The organism is Streptomyces sp. NBC_00224 (assembly GCF_041435195.1).
Classification (GTDB): domain Bacteria; phylum Actinomycetota; class Actinomycetes; order Streptomycetales; family Streptomycetaceae; genus Streptomyces.
Window position 1 is genome coordinate 5,848,905 of record NZ_CP108106.1, and the last position, 16,094, is coordinate 5,864,998.

Consider the following 16,094-nt stretch of genomic DNA (forward strand, 5'->3'; position numbering starts at 1 on the left):
GAAAGGTCATGCGCCTGAGAGTGTCGCGCGTCACTTCCGTGGTTGTGAAGGTGTGTGCACCGGGTTCCGGGGGCGCGCACTACCTCTTGCGCGCCGTCATTGCGCCGCACGGGTGGGATCCGGCCGCCGTCGCGCCGTGTCGCCGTACGGGCGGGGGTGCCGTCCTCTTCAGTGGGTGGGCAATACGTGTGATCATCGCGAAATGCCATCAAACAAACAAAAACTGACGAAGAGGTACAAACATGCCCCACGTCGGCGTTCAGCGCGGGAGGGCATCCCGGGCGATCCGCACCGTCGCCGCGATCCGCACCGTCGCGTCGCTCCGGTCCGTCGCGCTCCTCACCTCCGGTGTACTGGCGCTCCCCGCACTGACCGGCTGCTCCTCGGGCGACGACGCGGCCGGCGCGGTCGTGGCCCCCCAGGACATCGGCGCGGCGGCCCGGCCCCAGGTCGCCGACGGGGGCACCCTGCGCTGGGCCGTCGACGCGATGCCCCAGACGCTCAACGTCTTCCAGGCCGACGCCGACGCCGCCACCGCGCGGATCACCGGCGCGGTGCTGCCGTCCCTCTTCACCCTGGACGAGCGCGGCCGTCCGCAGCGCAATCCGGACTATCTGGAGCGCGCGGAGATCGTGCAGCGCGAGCCCAAGCAGGTCGTGCTCTACAAGCTCAACCAGAAGGCGGTGTGGAGCGACGGCCGGGAGATCGGCGCGCCCGACTTCGTCGCCCAGTGGCGTGCGCTCAGCGGCCGCGACACGGCGTTCTGGACCGCGCGCAACGCGGGATACGAGCGGATCGAGAAGATCGAGAAGGGCGCGAACGACCTGGAGGTCAAGGTCACCTTCGCCAAGCCGTACGCGGACTGGCGCGCCCTGTTCAGCCCGCTCTACCCGAAGGACGTCACCGGTACGCCGGACGCCTTCAACGACGGCGCCCGCACCAAGCTGAAGGCCACCGCCGGACCGTTTCTCCTGAAGGCCTCGGACCGCGACAAGGGCACCTTCACGCTGGCCCGCAACCCGCGCTGGTGGGGCCGGCCCAGCAAGCTCGACGAACTGGTCTTCCGGGCCGTTCCGCGCGACAAGCGGGTCGCCGCCCTCGCCGACGGCAGCCTGGACGTGGCCGAGATCGACCGGTCCGGCGCCGACCGCATCACCCTGGCCGAGCGCGACAAGGGCGCGGGCCGCGGCAACGACGGCCCCGGGCTCGCCCACGGCCCCGGCGCCGCGATCACTCCGGCCTCCGCACTGCGCTCCTGGGCGGTCGCGCACGGCTCCGACGAGGAGCGGGCCGAGACCGAGCTGCGGGCGCGCAAGCAGACCCGCGAGGCCGTCGAGCGGTACGCGGAGGAGCAGGCGGGCCTGGCCGGGCTCAGCATCCGCAGGTCCCTGGAGCCCGCCTACACCCAGCTCGCCCTCAACGGCAGCTCCGGCCCGCTCGCCGACGAACGGGTGCGCCGGGCGGTGGCCCGGGCGCTGGACCGCCAGGAGCTCGCCGAGATCGTGCTCAAGCCGCTCGGGCTGCCCGTCCGGCCGCCCGGCAGCCATCTGGCGCTGGCGGGCCAGCCGGCGTACGCCGACAACAGCGACGCGCTCGGCGGCCAGGACACGCACGAGGCGCAGGCTCTGCTCGCGGACGCGGGCTGGACCCCGGGCGGCGCCCGCCAGAAGCCCGACACCACCAAGGCGGGCAGCAAGGCGTCCGGCGCCAACGCGGACGACGACGCCAAGCGGGAGAGCGCCGGGGACGCGGGCGGCTCGAACGACGACGGCACGTACATCGTCGGCGACGACAAGGGCAGGAGGGCCCGGCCGGGCCCCGGTCTCTACTTCCTGGGCGGCGCGAAGGTCGGTGAGGGCCCCTATTACGCGGACGAGGAGAGGCCCCGGTCGGGCTCCGGCGCGCAGGACGAGCGGGACGAGCGGGACGGCGCGGCCGGGAGCGACGACAGGCCCGGCGACAACCGGCCCGGCGGCTCCGGTCCGGGCGCCGACACGCATGTGCTCGCCCCGGCCCGTGCCGCCGCCCTCCAGGAGATCGCCCTGATGCGCCAGGCCGACGCGCTGGACGACGCCGGCCACGGCCACCGGGACGAGGCCGGCAAGAGGAAGGACGGGGAGGACGCCCACCGGACCGAGGCCCAGCGCCACGGCGGCGCCCCCGGCGCGTACGCCCCCAAGGGCACCGCGGCCCCCGCGGCGGGCGGCCCGCTCGGCAAGGACGGCAAGCCGCTCACCCTGCGCTTCGTGCTCCCCTCGGGCGCGGGCTCCGAGCAGCTGCGGGCGGTGGGCGACCGGATCGCCCAGATGCTGAAGGCCGTCGGGATCAGCACCGAGATCTCCAAGGTGGCCGACGACAGCTACTTCAAGGACCACATCGCCTCGGGAGACTTCGATCTGGCGCTGTACTCCTGGCCCGGCACCGCCTACCCGGCCACCGACGACCGGCCGGTCTTCGCCAAGCCGGAGGCCGCCTCGGACGGCTCACTGGTGGTCGAGCAGAACTACACCCGGGTCGGCACCGACCACATCGACCAGCTTTTCGACCAGGCGGTCGGGGAGCTCGACGAGGACGAGGCCCGCGATCTGGTGCGCAAGGCGGACGCCAGGATCTGGGCGGCGGCCGGATCCATTCCCCTCTACCAGCGCCCCCAGCTGGTCGCGGTGAAGCCGAACGTGGCCAATGCCGGGGCCTTCGGGTTCGCCGCACCGTACTTCCAGGACATCGGCTTCAAGAAGGCGGAAAGCGCTCCGAAGGGGCCGAAGAAGTAGCAGAAGAGATCAGCGATCGTACTGAGAAGTAGCAGGTCAGAACCTCAGAACTGGCTCAAGTCCCTTGCCCGCCGGTCCGCCGGCGGGCAAGGTCGTACCTGCCCTTGACCCGGCCTTGAGGCTGCCTCGACCAGGGCTGCCTCGTAGTTCCCCGCACCCCGCAGAACGATCATAGGTTCGGCCCGGGAGGCCTCCGGCGCGCCAGCCCCGTACCATAGGACTAGCCGTGGCGTGTTCGCGCCCGGCGGGCGGACGAGGCTTCGACCGTCTGACGCCTGATTCCCGATCGAGAGAAGCGCCAGCCAGCATGCCCACGCGCCACGACATCCGCAATGTCGCCATCGTCGCCCACGTCGACCACGGTAAGACGACCATCGTCGACGCCATGCTCAAGCAGGCGGGCGCCTTCGCCGCGCACGCCGCGGAGTCGCTCGACGACCGCATGATGGACAGCAACGACCTGGAGCGTGAGAAGGGCATCACGATCCTGGCCAAGAACACGGCCGTGAAGTACCACCCGAAGGATGGCGGCGACGTCATCACCATCAACATCATCGACACCCCGGGCCACGCCGACTTCGGTGGCGAGGTCGAGCGTGGACTGTCGATGGTGGACGCGGTGGTCCTGCTCGTGGACGCCTCCGAGGGCCCGCTGCCGCAGACCCGCTTCGTGCTCCGCAAGGCGCTCCAGCAGCGGCTGCCCGTCATCCTCTGCATCAACAAGACGGACCGCCCGGACTCCCGGATCGACGAGGTCGTCAACGAGACGTACGACCTCTTCCTCGACCTGGACGCCGACGAGGACCAGATCGAGTTCCCGATCGTCTACGCCTGTGGCCGTGACGGCATCGCCTCGCTGACCAAGCCGGAGAACGGCACGGTCCCGGCCGACTCGACCAGCCTGGAGCCGTTCTTCACCGCCATCCTGGAGCACGTCCCGGCCCCGACGTACGAGGACGACGCGCCGCTCCAGGCCCACGTCACCAACCTCGACGCCGACAACTTCCTCGGCCGTATCGCGCTGGTCCGTGTCGAGCAGGGCGAGCTGCGCAAGGGCCAGACGGTCGCCTGGATCAAGCGTGACGGCAGCATCTCGAACGTCCGCATCACCGAGCTGATGATGACCGAGGCGCTCACCCGTAAGCCCGCGGAGGTCGCCGGCCCCGGTGACATCTGCGCCGTCGCGGGTATCCCCGACATCATGATCGGCGAGACCCTGGCCGACCCGGAGAACCCGATCGCGCTGCCGCTGATCACGGTGGACCAGCCGGCCATCTCCATGACCATCGGTACCAACACCTCGCCGCTGGTCGGCCGTGGTGGCGGCGGTAAGGGCGCCGACGCCAAGTCGTCGTCCGTCAAGCAGCGCAAGGTCACCGCCCGCCAGGTCAAGGACCGCCTCGACCGCGAGCTGATCGGTAACGTCTCGCTGCGTGTCCTGGACACCGAGCGCCCGGACGCCTGGGAGGTCCAGGGCCGTGGTGAGCTCGCGCTCGCCATCCTGGTCGAGCAGATGCGCCGCGAGGGCTTCGAGCTGACCATCGGCAAGCCGCAGGTGGTCACCAAGCAGGTCGACGGCAAGACCCACGAGCCGGTCGAGCGCCTCACGGTGGACGTCCCCGAGGAGCACATGGGCGCGGTCACGCAGCTCATGGGCGTCCGCAAGGGCCGCATGGACAACATGGCGAACCACGGCTCCGGCTGGGTCCGCATGGAGTTCGTCGTACCGTCGCGTGGCCTGATCGGCTTCCGCACCGAGTTCCTCACCAACACCCGTGGTACGGGCATCGCCCACTCCATCCACGAGGGCCACGAGCCGTGGTTCGGCACCCTGACGACCCGTAACAACGGTTCGCTCGTCGCCGACCGCGCCGGTTCGGTCACCCCCTTCGCGATGATCAACCTCCAGGAGCGCGGTGTCCTCTTCACCGAGCCCGGCACCGAGGTCTACGAGGGCATGATCGTCGGCGAGAACTCGCGCGCCGACGACATGGACGTGAACATCACCAAGGAGAAGAAGCTCACCAACATGCGTGCGGCTTCCGCGGACAACACGGAGAACGTGGTCCCGCCGCGCAACCTCTCCCTGGAGCAGTCCCTGGAGTTCTGCCGCGACGACGAGTGCGTCGAGGTGACCCCGGAGGCCGTGCGCATCCGCAAGGTCGTCCTGGACCAGAAGGAGCGCGGCCGTACGGCCTCGCGCGCCAAGCACGGCTGAGCATAAGCCGGTTGGGCTCCACGGCCCGGTTCTCCGCGATCTTCGCGGGGAGCCGGGCCGTTGTCGTACGGTGGTCCGCGCGGGTCGGTGAGCACTGCCTTCCGACGGCCCCGCGGTCAAGTCGTTTTCCCCTACATCCTGTTCGGATATCGAGCACCGCTCTCCGGAAGATGTGTTAACGGTCCGTTTCGGGCGTGTCTGTCTGTGCTCTGTTTGTCCGGATTTCGGACTGTTGGCCTGAGCTGATGTTGTCAAAACGAGACCCTTTAAGTGTGGTTTACAGCCCGGCCGTACTTAATAGTTGGCTCCATTGAGCTCGGGTCAATGGGTCACGCACTGTGGGGAGTGCCGACTCACGAGCACACTCGGGGCGCTTAATCGATCGCCGTCAGGGGTGTCGGCGATCTTTTTGTGCCCCTCATGTTGTGACAAGTGGACTCATGAGGAGGAACCCATGCGTGGTGCCAAGAGCGCCAAGTGGGTCGCGGGTGCGGCGGTTGTTGCCCTGGCTGCGACCGCCTGTGGTGGCGGCGACGGTGACAGTAAGGGCAAGGGGGGCAGTTCGGGCGGCGTGATCTCCATGGAGATCGGCGAGCCGCAGAACCTGCTCGTGCCCTCGAACACCTACGAGACCGAGGGTGGCGAGGTCGTCAAGGCCGTCTTCACCGGTCTGACCAAGCTGAACGAGAAGAACGAGGTCGTCAACGACCTGGCCCAGTCGATCGAGACCAAGGACTCCAAGGTCTGGACGATCAAGCTGAAGCCCGGCTACACCTTCCACAACGGTGAGGCCGTCACGGCGAAGTCCTTCGTCGACGCCTGGAACTACGGCGCCAACCAGGACAACGCGCAGCAGACGAACCCGCTCTTCTCGCACATCGCGGGCTTCAAGGACTTGAACCCCGGCAAGGGCAAGAAGGTCGCCACGAAGGAGCTGTCGGGCCTCAAGGCCGTCGACGACAACACCCTTCAGGTGACCCTGGAGACGCCGTTCTCCGCCTTCACCTCGCAGCTCTCCTTCTCGGCGTTCATGCCGCTCCCGAAGGTGTTCTTCGACAACCCGAAGGCCTTCGGCGAGGCGCCGATCGGCAACGGCCCGTACAAGATGTCGGGCAGCTTCAAGCACAACGACAAGATCTCCGTCGTCAAGTACGACAAGTACCCGGAGGCCTCGAAGTACGAGGTCAAGGGGATCAACTTCAAGATCTACTCGAACTCCGACACGTCCTACAAGGACCTGGTCGCGGGCAACCTGGACATCGACGACTCGATCCCGACGTCCGGCCTGGCCACGTACAAGAAGGACCTCGGCGAGCGCGCGATCGACGAGTCGGACTCCGGTGTCGGCTACATCGGCTTCCCGCTGAAGTACAACGAGGCCTTCAAGAACAAGGACCTCCGCAAGGCGCTCTCGATGGCCATCGACCGCAAGACGATCGCCGAGAAGATCTTCCTCGGCTCGCGCATGCCGGCCGATGACTTCATCAGCCCGATCATCACCGGCTACCGCCCGGGCATCTGCGGTGACGCGTGCAAGCTGGACGCGGCCAAGGCCAAGGAGCTCTACAAGAAGAGCGGCGGCCTGCCGAACGACACGCTGGAGATCGGCTACAACGCCGACGGCGACCACAAGGGCTGGATCGAGGCGGTCGCCAACCAGATCCAGCAGAACCTCGGCATCAAGGTCACCGCGAAGCCGTTCGAGCAGTTCCAGACCATCCTGAACGACCTGGACGCCAAGAAGTACAGCGGCGGCTTCCGTATGGGCTGGAACATGGACTACCCGAACGCCGAGAACTACCTGCGCCCGATCTTCTCGAAGGACGCCATCGAGAACGGCTCGAACTACGCGGGCTACACGAACGAGAACTTCGAGAAGCTCCTCGTTCAGGGCGACCAGGGCAAGACTCCGGAGGAGGCTGTCAAGGGCTACCAGGCGGCCGACGACATCCTGCTCGACGAGATGCCGTACATCCCGGTGTACTTCTACAAGCTCAACGCTGGCTACAGCTCGAAGATCAAGAGCATGAAGATCGCCGGTGGCGACGTCCTCTGGGACACCGTCAAGCTCAGCTGAGCGATCCAGCCCGTGATCCAACGGGCTGAGGGTGGGCAGGGGGAGTCCATGAAGGGTCTCTCCCTGCCCACCCTGTCTGCCGTCCAGCCGTCCGCACTGCCACCCCTCACCGGCACCGGGCGAGTCAGCACCCCTCTGGAGAACCGATGGGCCGATTCGTCGTGCGCCGTATCTTGCAGGCAATCCCTGTACTGATAGGCGTTACGTTCCTCATCTTCTACCTGGTCTTCGCACTCAAGGGCGACCCGATCCAGGCCCTGGCGGGCGAGAAGCGCGCCGACCCCAACATCGCGGCGATGCTGCGCGAGCAGTACCACCTCAACGACCCGAAGATCGTCCAGTACTGGCACTACATCAGTGGTGTCTTCACCGGTGATCTCGGTACGACGTACACCGGGCGCTCGATCTCGGAGATCGTCAGCGAGCGCTTCCCGATCACCCTCAAGCTGGCGCTCACCGCGTTCGGCATCGAGGCGGTCATCGGTATCGTCGCCGGTATCTTCGCGGCCCTGAAGAAGGGCAAGTTCCTCGACAACCTGGTCCTCATCAGCACGCTGCTGCTGATCTCGATCCCGGTGTTCGTCCTCGGCAACGTGCTCCAGCTGGAGTTCGGCGTCAAGTGGAAGATCACGCCGGTCGCGGGCGTCGACGACGGCTGGCCCACCAGCTACGTCCTCCCCGCCTTCGTGCTGGCCTCGACCTCCATGGCGTACATCGCGCGACTCACCCGCGCGAGCATGATGGAGTCGATCCGCGCGGACTACGTGCGCACCGCGATCGCCAAGGGCCTGCCCCGGCGCCGGGTGATCGGTATCCACACGCTGCGCAACTCGCTCATCCCCGTCGTCACCTTCCTGGGCATGGACCTGGGTGCGCTGATGGGCGGCGCGATCATCACGGAGCGGGTCTTCAACCTGCCCGGTATCGGCGGACAGCTGGCCCAGTCCGTCTATCTGCGCGAGCGTCCCGTGGTGGTCGGAATCGTCACCCTGCTCGTCCTGATCTACCTGGTGGCCAATCTCGTCGTAGACCTTCTCTACGCCGTGCTCGACCCGAGGATTCGCTATGAGTGAGAAGACCATGGAGAAGGCCGCCACGGCCGACGCGACGGTGAGCGACAAGGCGGCCGAGGCCGAGGAGAAGGCGGCGGCCCGCCAGGCGAGCCTGCTGCGCGACGGCTGGCTGGACCTGCGCAAGCGGCCCATGTTCCTCATCTCCGGCTTCGTGATCGTGATCCTGCTGGCACTGGCGATCGCCCCCGGCCTCTTCACCTCGCGCAGCCCCTTCAGCGACGGCTTCTGCCAGCTGCAGAACTCGATGGAGCCGCCCAGCTCCGGCCACCTCTTCGGCTATGACCTCCAGGGCTGCGACATCTACACGCGTACGGTCTTCGGCACCCGGAACTCGATCATCGTCGGTGTGGCCACCACGCTGATGACGACGTTCTTCGGCGCGCTGCTCGGCATGATCGCGGGTCTGCGCGGCGGCTGGCTCGACGCGGTCCTCTCCCGGGTCACCGAGGTCTTCTTCGCGCTGCCGCTCATCGTCGGCGCGCTGCTGATCATGTCGATCATCGGGGGCGGCGACCCCTGGTCGGTGTCGTTCATCCTGGCGGTGCTGGGCTGGCCGCAGGTCTACCGGATCATGCGCGGCGAGGTCATCGCCAACAAGCACAACGACTATGTGATGGCGGCGAAGGCGCTGGGCGCGGACACCAAGCGGATCGCGTTCCGGCACGTCCTGCCGAACACGCTCGCCCCGGTCATCGTCGTCACGACGATGAACCTCGGTGTCTACATCTCGGCCGAGTCGGCGCTCTCCTACCTCGGTATCGGCATCCAGCACCCCAACATCTCCTGGGGTCTGATGATCAGTGACGTGCAGGACCGGTTCCTCACCTCCCCGCACGCCCTGCTCTTCCCCGCCGCCGTGCTCAGCATCACCGTGCTGGCGTTCATCATGCTCGGCGACGTGGTCCGCGACGCCTTCGACCCGAAGATGCGCTAGGGAGGGCGTACTCCATGACCATCATTGAGAAAACGGCGGGTGTACCCGCCCCGCGCGCCGAGAGCGACAGCACTCCGCTCCTGGAAGTCCGCGATCTGCACGTCGAGTTCCACACCCGGGACGGCATCGCCAAGGCCGTCAACGGTGTCAACTACACCGTCGCGGCCGGCGAGACCCTCGCCGTCCTCGGCGAGTCCGGCTCCGGAAAGTCCGTGACCGCGCAGGCGATCATGGGCATCCTGGACATGCCCCCGGGCCGCATTCCGCAGGGCGAGATCCTCTTCCGCGGCCAGGACATGCTGAAGATGTCCGGCGAGGAGCGGCGGAAGATCCGCGGCCAGAAGATCGCGATGATCTTCCAGGACGCGCTCTCCTCCCTCAACCCGGTCCTCACCGTGGGCTACCAGCTCGGCGAGATGTTCCGGGTCCACCAGGGCGCCTCCCGCAAGGTGGCCAAGGCCAAGTCCATCGAGCTGATGGACAAGGTCAAGATCCCCGCGGCCGCCGCGCGGGTCAACGACTACCCCCACCAGTTCTCCGGGGGTATGCGCCAGCGCATCATGATCGCGATGGCGCTCGCCCTGGAGCCCGACCTGATCATCGCGGACGAGCCGACCACCGCGCTCGACGTGACGGTCCAGGCCCAGGTCATGGACCTGCTCGCGGAGCTCCAGCGCGAGTTCCAGATGGGTCTGATCCTGATCACCCACGACCTCGGCGTGGTCGCCGACGTCGCGGACAAGATCGCCGTGATGTACGCGGGCCGGATCGTGGAGACCGCACCGGTGCACGAGCTGTACAAGCGCCCGGCGCACCCGTACACCCGGGGTCTGCTCGACTCGATCCCGCGCCTGGACCAGAAGGGCCAGGAGCTGTACGCGATCAAGGGTCTGCCGCCCAACCTGCTGAAGGTCCCGGCCGGTTGCGCCTTCAACCCGCGCTGCCCCAAGGCGGACGACATCTGCCGTACGGACGCGCCGGTGCTGCACCAGGTCACCGAACGGGACGGCGCGGAGCTGACCGGCCGCGGCAGCGCCTGCCACTTCTGGAAGGAGACGATCCATGGCTGAGCTTGCCAAGAAGGACGAGGCCGTGGACGCGACTCCCGGCGTCACCGACGTCGTGAAGAAGGACGCCTCGACGACGACCGAGGTCGAGGCTCTCCTCGACGTCAAGGTCGACCGCGGCGAGCCGATCCTGCAGGTGCGCAACCTGGTCAAGCACTTCCCGCTGACCCAGGGCATCCTCTTCAAGAAGCAGATCGGCGCGGTCAAGGCCGTGGACGGGGTCTCCTTCGACCTCTACCAGGGCGAGACCCTCGGCATCGTGGGCGAGTCCGGCTGTGGCAAGTCCACCGTCGCCAAGCTGCTGATGACGCTGGAGCGGGCGACCGCCGGCGAGGTCTTCTACAAGGGCCAGGACATCACCAAGATGTCCGGGCGCGCGCTGAAGGCCGTCCGCCGCAACATCCAGATGGTGTTCCAGGACCCGTACACGTCCCTGAACCCGCGGATGACGGTCGGCGACATCATCGGCGAGCCCTTCGAGATCCACCCCGAGGTGGCTCCCAAGGGCGACCGGCGCCGCAAGGTCCAGGAGCTCCTGGACGTGGTGGGCCTCAACCCGGAGTACATCAACCGGTACCCGCACCAGTTCTCGGGCGGTCAGCGCCAGCGCATCGGCATCGCCCGCGGCCTCGCGCTCAACCCCGAGATCATCATCTGCGACGAGCCGGTCTCCGCGCTCGACGTGTCGGTCCAGGCGCAGGTCATCAACCTGATGGCGAAGCTGCAGGACGAGTTCAACCTCTCCTACCTCTTCATCGCGCACGACCTCTCCATCGTCCGGCACATCTCCGACCGCGTCGGTGTGATGTACCTCGGCAAGATCGCCGAGATCGGCTCGGACGAGGAGATCTACGAGCACCCGACGCACCCGTACACCCAGGCGCTGCTCTCCGCGGTGCCGGTGCCGGACCCGGCGGCGCGCGAGCACCGGGAGCGGATCATCCTCACCGGTGACGTCCCGTCGCCGGCCAACCCGCCGTCGGGCTGCCGCTTCCGCACCCGCTGCTGGAAGGCGGAGGAGCGCTGCTCCACCGAGATGCCGCTGCTCGCGGTGCCCGAGCGCTTCCGGGGTCAGGACACCCCGGCCGCGCACGAGTCGGCGTGCCACTTCGCCGAGGAGAAGGACGTCGTGGGCGCGGCCTGACCGCGTCCACCCTCGTCGTACGGAAAGGGGCGCCCGGAACTTCACGGTTCCGGGCGCCCCTTCCGCGTGCCCGCGCCCCGGTAATTGCGTTGCCGCTGGGGTGACTTGGGCCCGACAGTGGGCGGATGGAGAACGTGACCGCGGTCAGGGCCGCCACGACAGAGGACGCGGAGGCGGTCTGCGCGCTGCTGAACGCCGTCGACGAGATCGAGATCGGGGCGCCCGAGACCGCGCTGAACGAGGTCGAGGAGGACCTGGCGAAGGCGCGGGAGGCGTGGGTGGCCGTCGAGGGCGGGCGCACCGTGGCGTACGCGGCGATCCTCGACGCGGGCGCGGACGGTGGCGTCGACATCGACCACTATGTGCTGCCCGACCGTCAGGACGCGGGCCTGCGCCTGCTCGACCTGGCCGAGCGGCGCTCGCGCGAGCTCGCCGCCGAGGCGGGCGCGGGCCACGCGGTGGTCCACCTCCACCTCAACGCGGCCCCCACCATGGACACCGCGCTGCTCACCGGGCGCGGCTGGCGCACGGTGCGCCGCCACAACGTCCTGACCCGCCCGATCTCCCCCGGGGCCGACCCGGCCCCCGAGCCGCCCGCCGGGGTGCGGCTGCGCCTCTGCGCGGACGACGCCGACCGCCGGGCCGCGCACCGCCTCCACCAGGAGACGTTCGCCCGCCACTTCGACTTCCGCCCGCAGGGCTACGAGGAGTGGCTGCGGCAGGTCGCCCCCGACTGGTCGCTCCTATGGATCGCGGCCGTCGACGGCGTCGGCGACGCGGCGGTCCTGATCACCCGCGACGACCGCGAGGGCATGGGCTGGATCCGCACCCTCGGCGTCCGCGAACAGGCTCGCGGCCGCGGCCTGGCCAGCCACCTCCTGCGCCACGCCTTCGCCACGTACGCGCTCCGCGGCCGCGACACGATCGGCCTGGGCGTCGACACGGAGAACGTCACGGGGGCGCTGCGGCTGTACGAGTCGCACGGCATGGGGGTGCACTACGCGGTGGACACATGGGAGGTGCGGCTGGCGGTGTGAACCCCGCGCGGCTCGTTCCCTCGCCCATCCGGGTGCGGTGAACGTGCGCTCTGTCCTCTCCTGGGGTGATATTTGCCCGTAAGTGAGACTTGGGACTCTAGGAGGACTCCATGCGCGGAGCCACGCATGCCAAGTGGGCCGCATGTGCGGTGGCCGTCGCCCTCGCGGCGACGGCCTGCGGGGGCGGAGACAGCGGCGGTGGCAGTGGTGCCTCCGGCATCGTGAGCTCGTCCTGGGGCGATCCGCAGAACCCGCTGGAACCCGCCAACACCAACGAGGTGCAGGGCGGCAAGGTCCTCGACATGCTCTTCCGGGGGCTCAAGCGGTACGACCCGAAGACCGGCGCGGCCAAGGACATGCTCGCCGAGAAGATCGAGACCACCGACTCGACCAGCTTCACCATCACGGTCAAGGACGGCTGGACCTTCTCCAACGGCGAGAAGGTCACCGCGAAGTCCTTCGTGGACGCCTGGAACTACGGCGCCAACCTCAAGCACAACCAGAAGAACGCGTACTTCTTCGGATACATCGAGGGGTACGACAAGACGCACCCCGACAAGGGCGACGCCAGCGCGGAGACGCTCTCCGGGCTGAAGGTCACCGGCGAGCGCACCTTCTCCGTCAAGCTCAACCAGAAGTTCTCCACCTGGCCCGACACCCTCGGCTACGCCGCCTTCGCCCCGCTGCCCAGGGCGTTCTTCGACAACCACTCCGCCTGGCTGTCCAAGCCGATCGGCAACGGCCCGTACACGGTGAACTCGTACACCAAGGGCTCCAAGCTGGAGATGCGCAAGTGGGACGGCTACCCGGGCACCGACAAGGCGCAGAACGGCGGGGTCGACCTCAAGGTCTACACCGACAACAACACCGCCTACACCGATCTGACCGCCGGCAACCTCGACCTCGTCGACGACGTGCCCGCCTCCCAGCTCAAGAACGTCAAGGCCGACCTCGGCGACCGGTACATCAACACCCCGGCCGGCATCATCCAGACGCTCGCGTTCCCGTACTACGACGAGGCCTGGAACACCCCGGGCGCGGCGAAGGTCCGCAAGGGCCTGTCGATGGCGATCAACCGCGAGCAGATCACCGACACGATCTTCCAGAAGACCCGCACCCCGGCCACCGACTGGACCTCGCCGGTGCTCGGCGCGGACGGCGGCTACAAGGCGGGGCTCTGCGGCGACGCCTGCAAGTACGACCCGGCGGGCGCGAAGAAGCTGGTCCAGGAGGGCGGCGGGATCCCCGGCGGCCAGGTGAAGATCTCGTACAACGCGGACACCGGCTCGCACAAGGAGTGGGTCGACGCCATCTGCAACAGCGTCAACAACGCGCTGGGCAACGACAAGGCGTGCGTCGGCAACCCGGTCGGCACCTTCGCCGACTTCCGCAACCAGATCACCCAGAACAAGATGTCCGGCCCGTTCCGGGCGGGCTGGCAGATGGACTACCCGCTGGTCCAGAACTTCCTGCAGCCGCTGTACTACACCAACGCCTCGTCCAACGACGGCAAGTGGACCAACGCCGAGTTCGACAAGCTGGTCAACGAGGCCAACGCCGAGACGGACAAGGCCAAGGCGGTCGACCTCTTCCAGAAGGCCGAAGAGGTGCTGCGGGACCAGATGGGCGCCATCCCGCTCTGGTACCAGAACGGCAGCGCCGGCTACTCGACCCGGGTCTCCAACGTCGCGCTGAACCCGTTCAGCGTCCCCGTCTACAACGAGATCAAGGTCAGCTGACGCCCGCGGAGGTGCGGCCCGGCGCGCGCCCCGCGCCGGGCCGGACCTCTTCCCGGCCCCTCGGATTCCCAGACCCTCGGAGCAGTTCATGGGACGTTATGTGATCCGGCGTCTGCTGCAGATGATTCCGGTCTTCTTCGGCGCCACGCTGCTGATCTTCCTGATGGTCAACGTCATGGGCGACCCCATCGCGGGGCTGTGCGGCGACAAGGCCTGTGACCCGGCGACCGCCTCCCGCCTCAAGCGGGAGTTCGGTCTCGACAAGCCGGTCTGGCAGCAGTACGCGACCTATATGGGGAACGTGTTCACCGGTGACTTCGGGACCGCGTTCAACGGCCAGAAGGTCACCGAGCTGATGTCGACCGCCTTCCCCGTCACCATCCGGCTCACGATCATCGCGATCCTCTTCGAGATCGTCATCGGCATCACCCTCGGCGTGATCACCGGTCTGCGGCGCGGCCGCCCCATCGACACCGCGGTGCTGATCCTCACCCTGGTGGTCATCGCGATCCCGACCTTCGTCACCGGTCTGGTGCTCCAGCTGCTGCTCGGCGTCGAGTGGAAGTGGATCAAGCCCTCGGTGACCCCGGAGGCGCCGTTCGACGAGCTCCTGATCCCCGGCCTGGTCCTCGCCTCGGTCTCGCTCGCGTACGTCACCCGGCTCACCCGGACCTCGATCGCGGAGAACTCCCGCGCCGACTACGTCCGTACCGCCGTGGCCAAGGGCCTCCCCAGACACCGGGTGATCACCCGCCATCTGCTGCGCAACTCGCTGATCCCGGTGGTCACCTTCATCGGTACGGACGTGGGCGCCCTGATGGGCGGGGCGATCGTGACCGAGCGGATCTTCAACATCCACGGCGTCGGCTACCAGCTCTACCAGGGCATCCTGCGCCAGAGCACGCAGACCGTCGTCGGCTTCGTGACCGTTCTGGTGCTGGTGTTCCTGGTGGCGAATCTCGTCGTCGACCTCCTGTACGCCGTACTCGACCCGAGGATCCGCTATGCCTGAGCCCGACTTCGACGAAGGTGCGATCTCCGCGACCGGCGCGGGCGGCGTCGGCCAGGGAGCCATCGCCCCCACCGGCACCGGCGCCGCGATGGACCTCGCCATCAGCGAGGGCGCCACGCTCGAAAAGACGCCGGGAGGGCCGGAAGGCACCGGCCCGGCGGGCAAGCCCCGCAGTCTCTGGGGCGACGCCTGGCGGGATCTGCGGCGCAACCCCGTCTTCATCGTCTCCGGCCTGATCATCGTCTTCCTGGTCGTCATCTCGCTGTGGCCGTCCCTGATCGCCTCCGGCAACCCGCTCAAGTGCGACCTCTCCAAGGCCCAGCTGAGCTCCCGGCCCGGCCACCCCTTCGGCTACGACGGCCAGGGCTGCGACGTCTACACCCGGACCGTGTACGGGGCGAGGACCTCGGTCACCGTGGGCGTCTGCACCACCCTCGGGGTCGCGCTCTTCGGCTCGGTCCTCGGCGGGCTCGCCGGGTTCTTCGGCGGCGGCTGGGACGCGCTGCTCTCCCGGATCACCGACATCTTCTTCGGCATCCCGGTGGTGCTGGGCGGTCTGGTGTTCCTGTCCGTGGTCACCTCGACCACCGTCTGGCCGGTGATCGGCTTCATGATCCTGCTCGGCTGGCCGCAGATCGCCCGGATCGCGCGCGGCTCGGTGATCACCGCGAAACAGAACGACTACGTCCAGGCGGCCCGCGCGCTCGGCGCCTCCAACTCCCGGATGCTGCTGCGCCACATCACGCCCAACGCGGTGGCCCCGGTGATCGTCGTGGCGACCATCGCGCTCGGTACGTACATCTCCCTCGAAGCCACGCTCTCCTACCTCGGCGTCGGGCTGAAGCCGCCGTCCGTCTCCTGGGGCATCGACATCTCGGCCGCCTCCCAGTACATCCGCAACGCGCCGCACATGCTGCTGTGGCCGGCCGGGGCGCTGGCGGTCACGGTGCTCGCGTTCATCATGCTCGGCGACGCGGTGCGCGACGCCCTCGACCCCAAGCTGCGCTGAGGAGTTGGACGCC

Annotated in this window: 11 protein-coding genes; all 11 read left to right on the forward strand. The window is 68.2% G+C overall.

The window, feature by feature from the left end; all coding sequences use genetic code 11:
- Positions 1-242 precede the first annotated feature (242 nt).
- The 11 genes from OG965_RS26210 to OG965_RS26260 all read left to right on the forward strand — a co-directional run bounded on the left by OG965_RS26210 (position 243) and on the right by OG965_RS26260 (position 16,081).
- Complete coding sequence (locus OG965_RS26210; protein ID WP_371654505.1) at positions 243-2,771, forward strand: ABC transporter family substrate-binding protein; 2,529 nt, start codon at positions 243-245, stop codon at positions 2,769-2,771.
- Positions 2,772-3,078: 307 nt separating this feature from the next.
- Positions 3,079-4,989 (forward strand): translational GTPase TypA, encoded by a 1,911-nt coding sequence (gene typA / locus OG965_RS26215; RefSeq protein WP_371654506.1) that lies wholly within the window; start codon positions 3,079-3,081, stop codon positions 4,987-4,989.
- A gap of 454 nt (positions 4,990-5,443) precedes the next feature.
- Positions 5,444-7,066, forward strand: coding sequence for an ABC transporter substrate-binding protein (locus OG965_RS26220; RefSeq protein ID WP_371654507.1), 1,623 nt, complete (start codon positions 5,444-5,446; stop codon positions 7,064-7,066).
- A gap of 146 nt (positions 7,067-7,212) precedes the next feature.
- Positions 7,213-8,139 carry an ABC transporter permease gene (locus OG965_RS26225; RefSeq protein WP_358836005.1) on the forward strand — a complete coding sequence of 309 codons (927 nt, stop codon included), beginning with the start codon at positions 7,213-7,215 and terminating at the stop codon, positions 8,137-8,139.
- Positions 8,132-9,073 (forward strand): ABC transporter permease, encoded by a 942-nt coding sequence (locus OG965_RS26230; protein WP_371654508.1) that lies wholly within the window; start codon positions 8,132-8,134, stop codon positions 9,071-9,073. Before OG965_RS26225 ends, OG965_RS26230 begins: the two co-directional genes overlap by 8 nt.
- 14 nt (positions 9,074-9,087) lie before the next feature.
- Complete coding sequence (locus tag OG965_RS26235; RefSeq protein WP_371654509.1) at positions 9,088-10,143, forward strand: ABC transporter ATP-binding protein; 1,056 nt, start codon at positions 9,088-9,090, stop codon at positions 10,141-10,143.
- Positions 10,136-11,284 (forward strand): ABC transporter ATP-binding protein, encoded by a 1,149-nt coding sequence (locus OG965_RS26240; RefSeq protein WP_371654510.1) that lies wholly within the window; start codon positions 10,136-10,138, stop codon positions 11,282-11,284. Before OG965_RS26235 ends, OG965_RS26240 begins: the two co-directional genes overlap by 8 nt.
- A gap of 125 nt (positions 11,285-11,409) precedes the next feature.
- Entirely contained in the window at positions 11,410-12,321 is a 912-nt protein-coding gene (locus OG965_RS26245; protein ID WP_371654511.1) for a GNAT family N-acetyltransferase, read from the forward strand.
- Positions 12,322-12,431: 110 nt separating this feature from the next.
- Positions 12,432-14,060, forward strand: coding sequence for an ABC transporter substrate-binding protein (locus OG965_RS26250; RefSeq protein ID WP_371654512.1), 1,629 nt, complete (start codon positions 12,432-12,434; stop codon positions 14,058-14,060).
- Between the two features lie 88 nt (positions 14,061-14,148).
- Positions 14,149-15,072, forward strand: coding sequence for an ABC transporter permease (locus OG965_RS26255; RefSeq protein ID WP_371654513.1), 924 nt, complete (start codon positions 14,149-14,151; stop codon positions 15,070-15,072).
- On the forward strand, positions 15,065-16,081 hold the full coding sequence (locus OG965_RS26260; RefSeq protein WP_371654514.1) for an ABC transporter permease: 1,017 nt from the start codon (positions 15,065-15,067) through the stop codon (positions 16,079-16,081). The genes OG965_RS26255 and OG965_RS26260 overlap by 8 nt, the downstream gene beginning before the upstream one ends.
- The last annotated feature ends 13 nt before the right edge of the window (positions 16,082-16,094 follow it).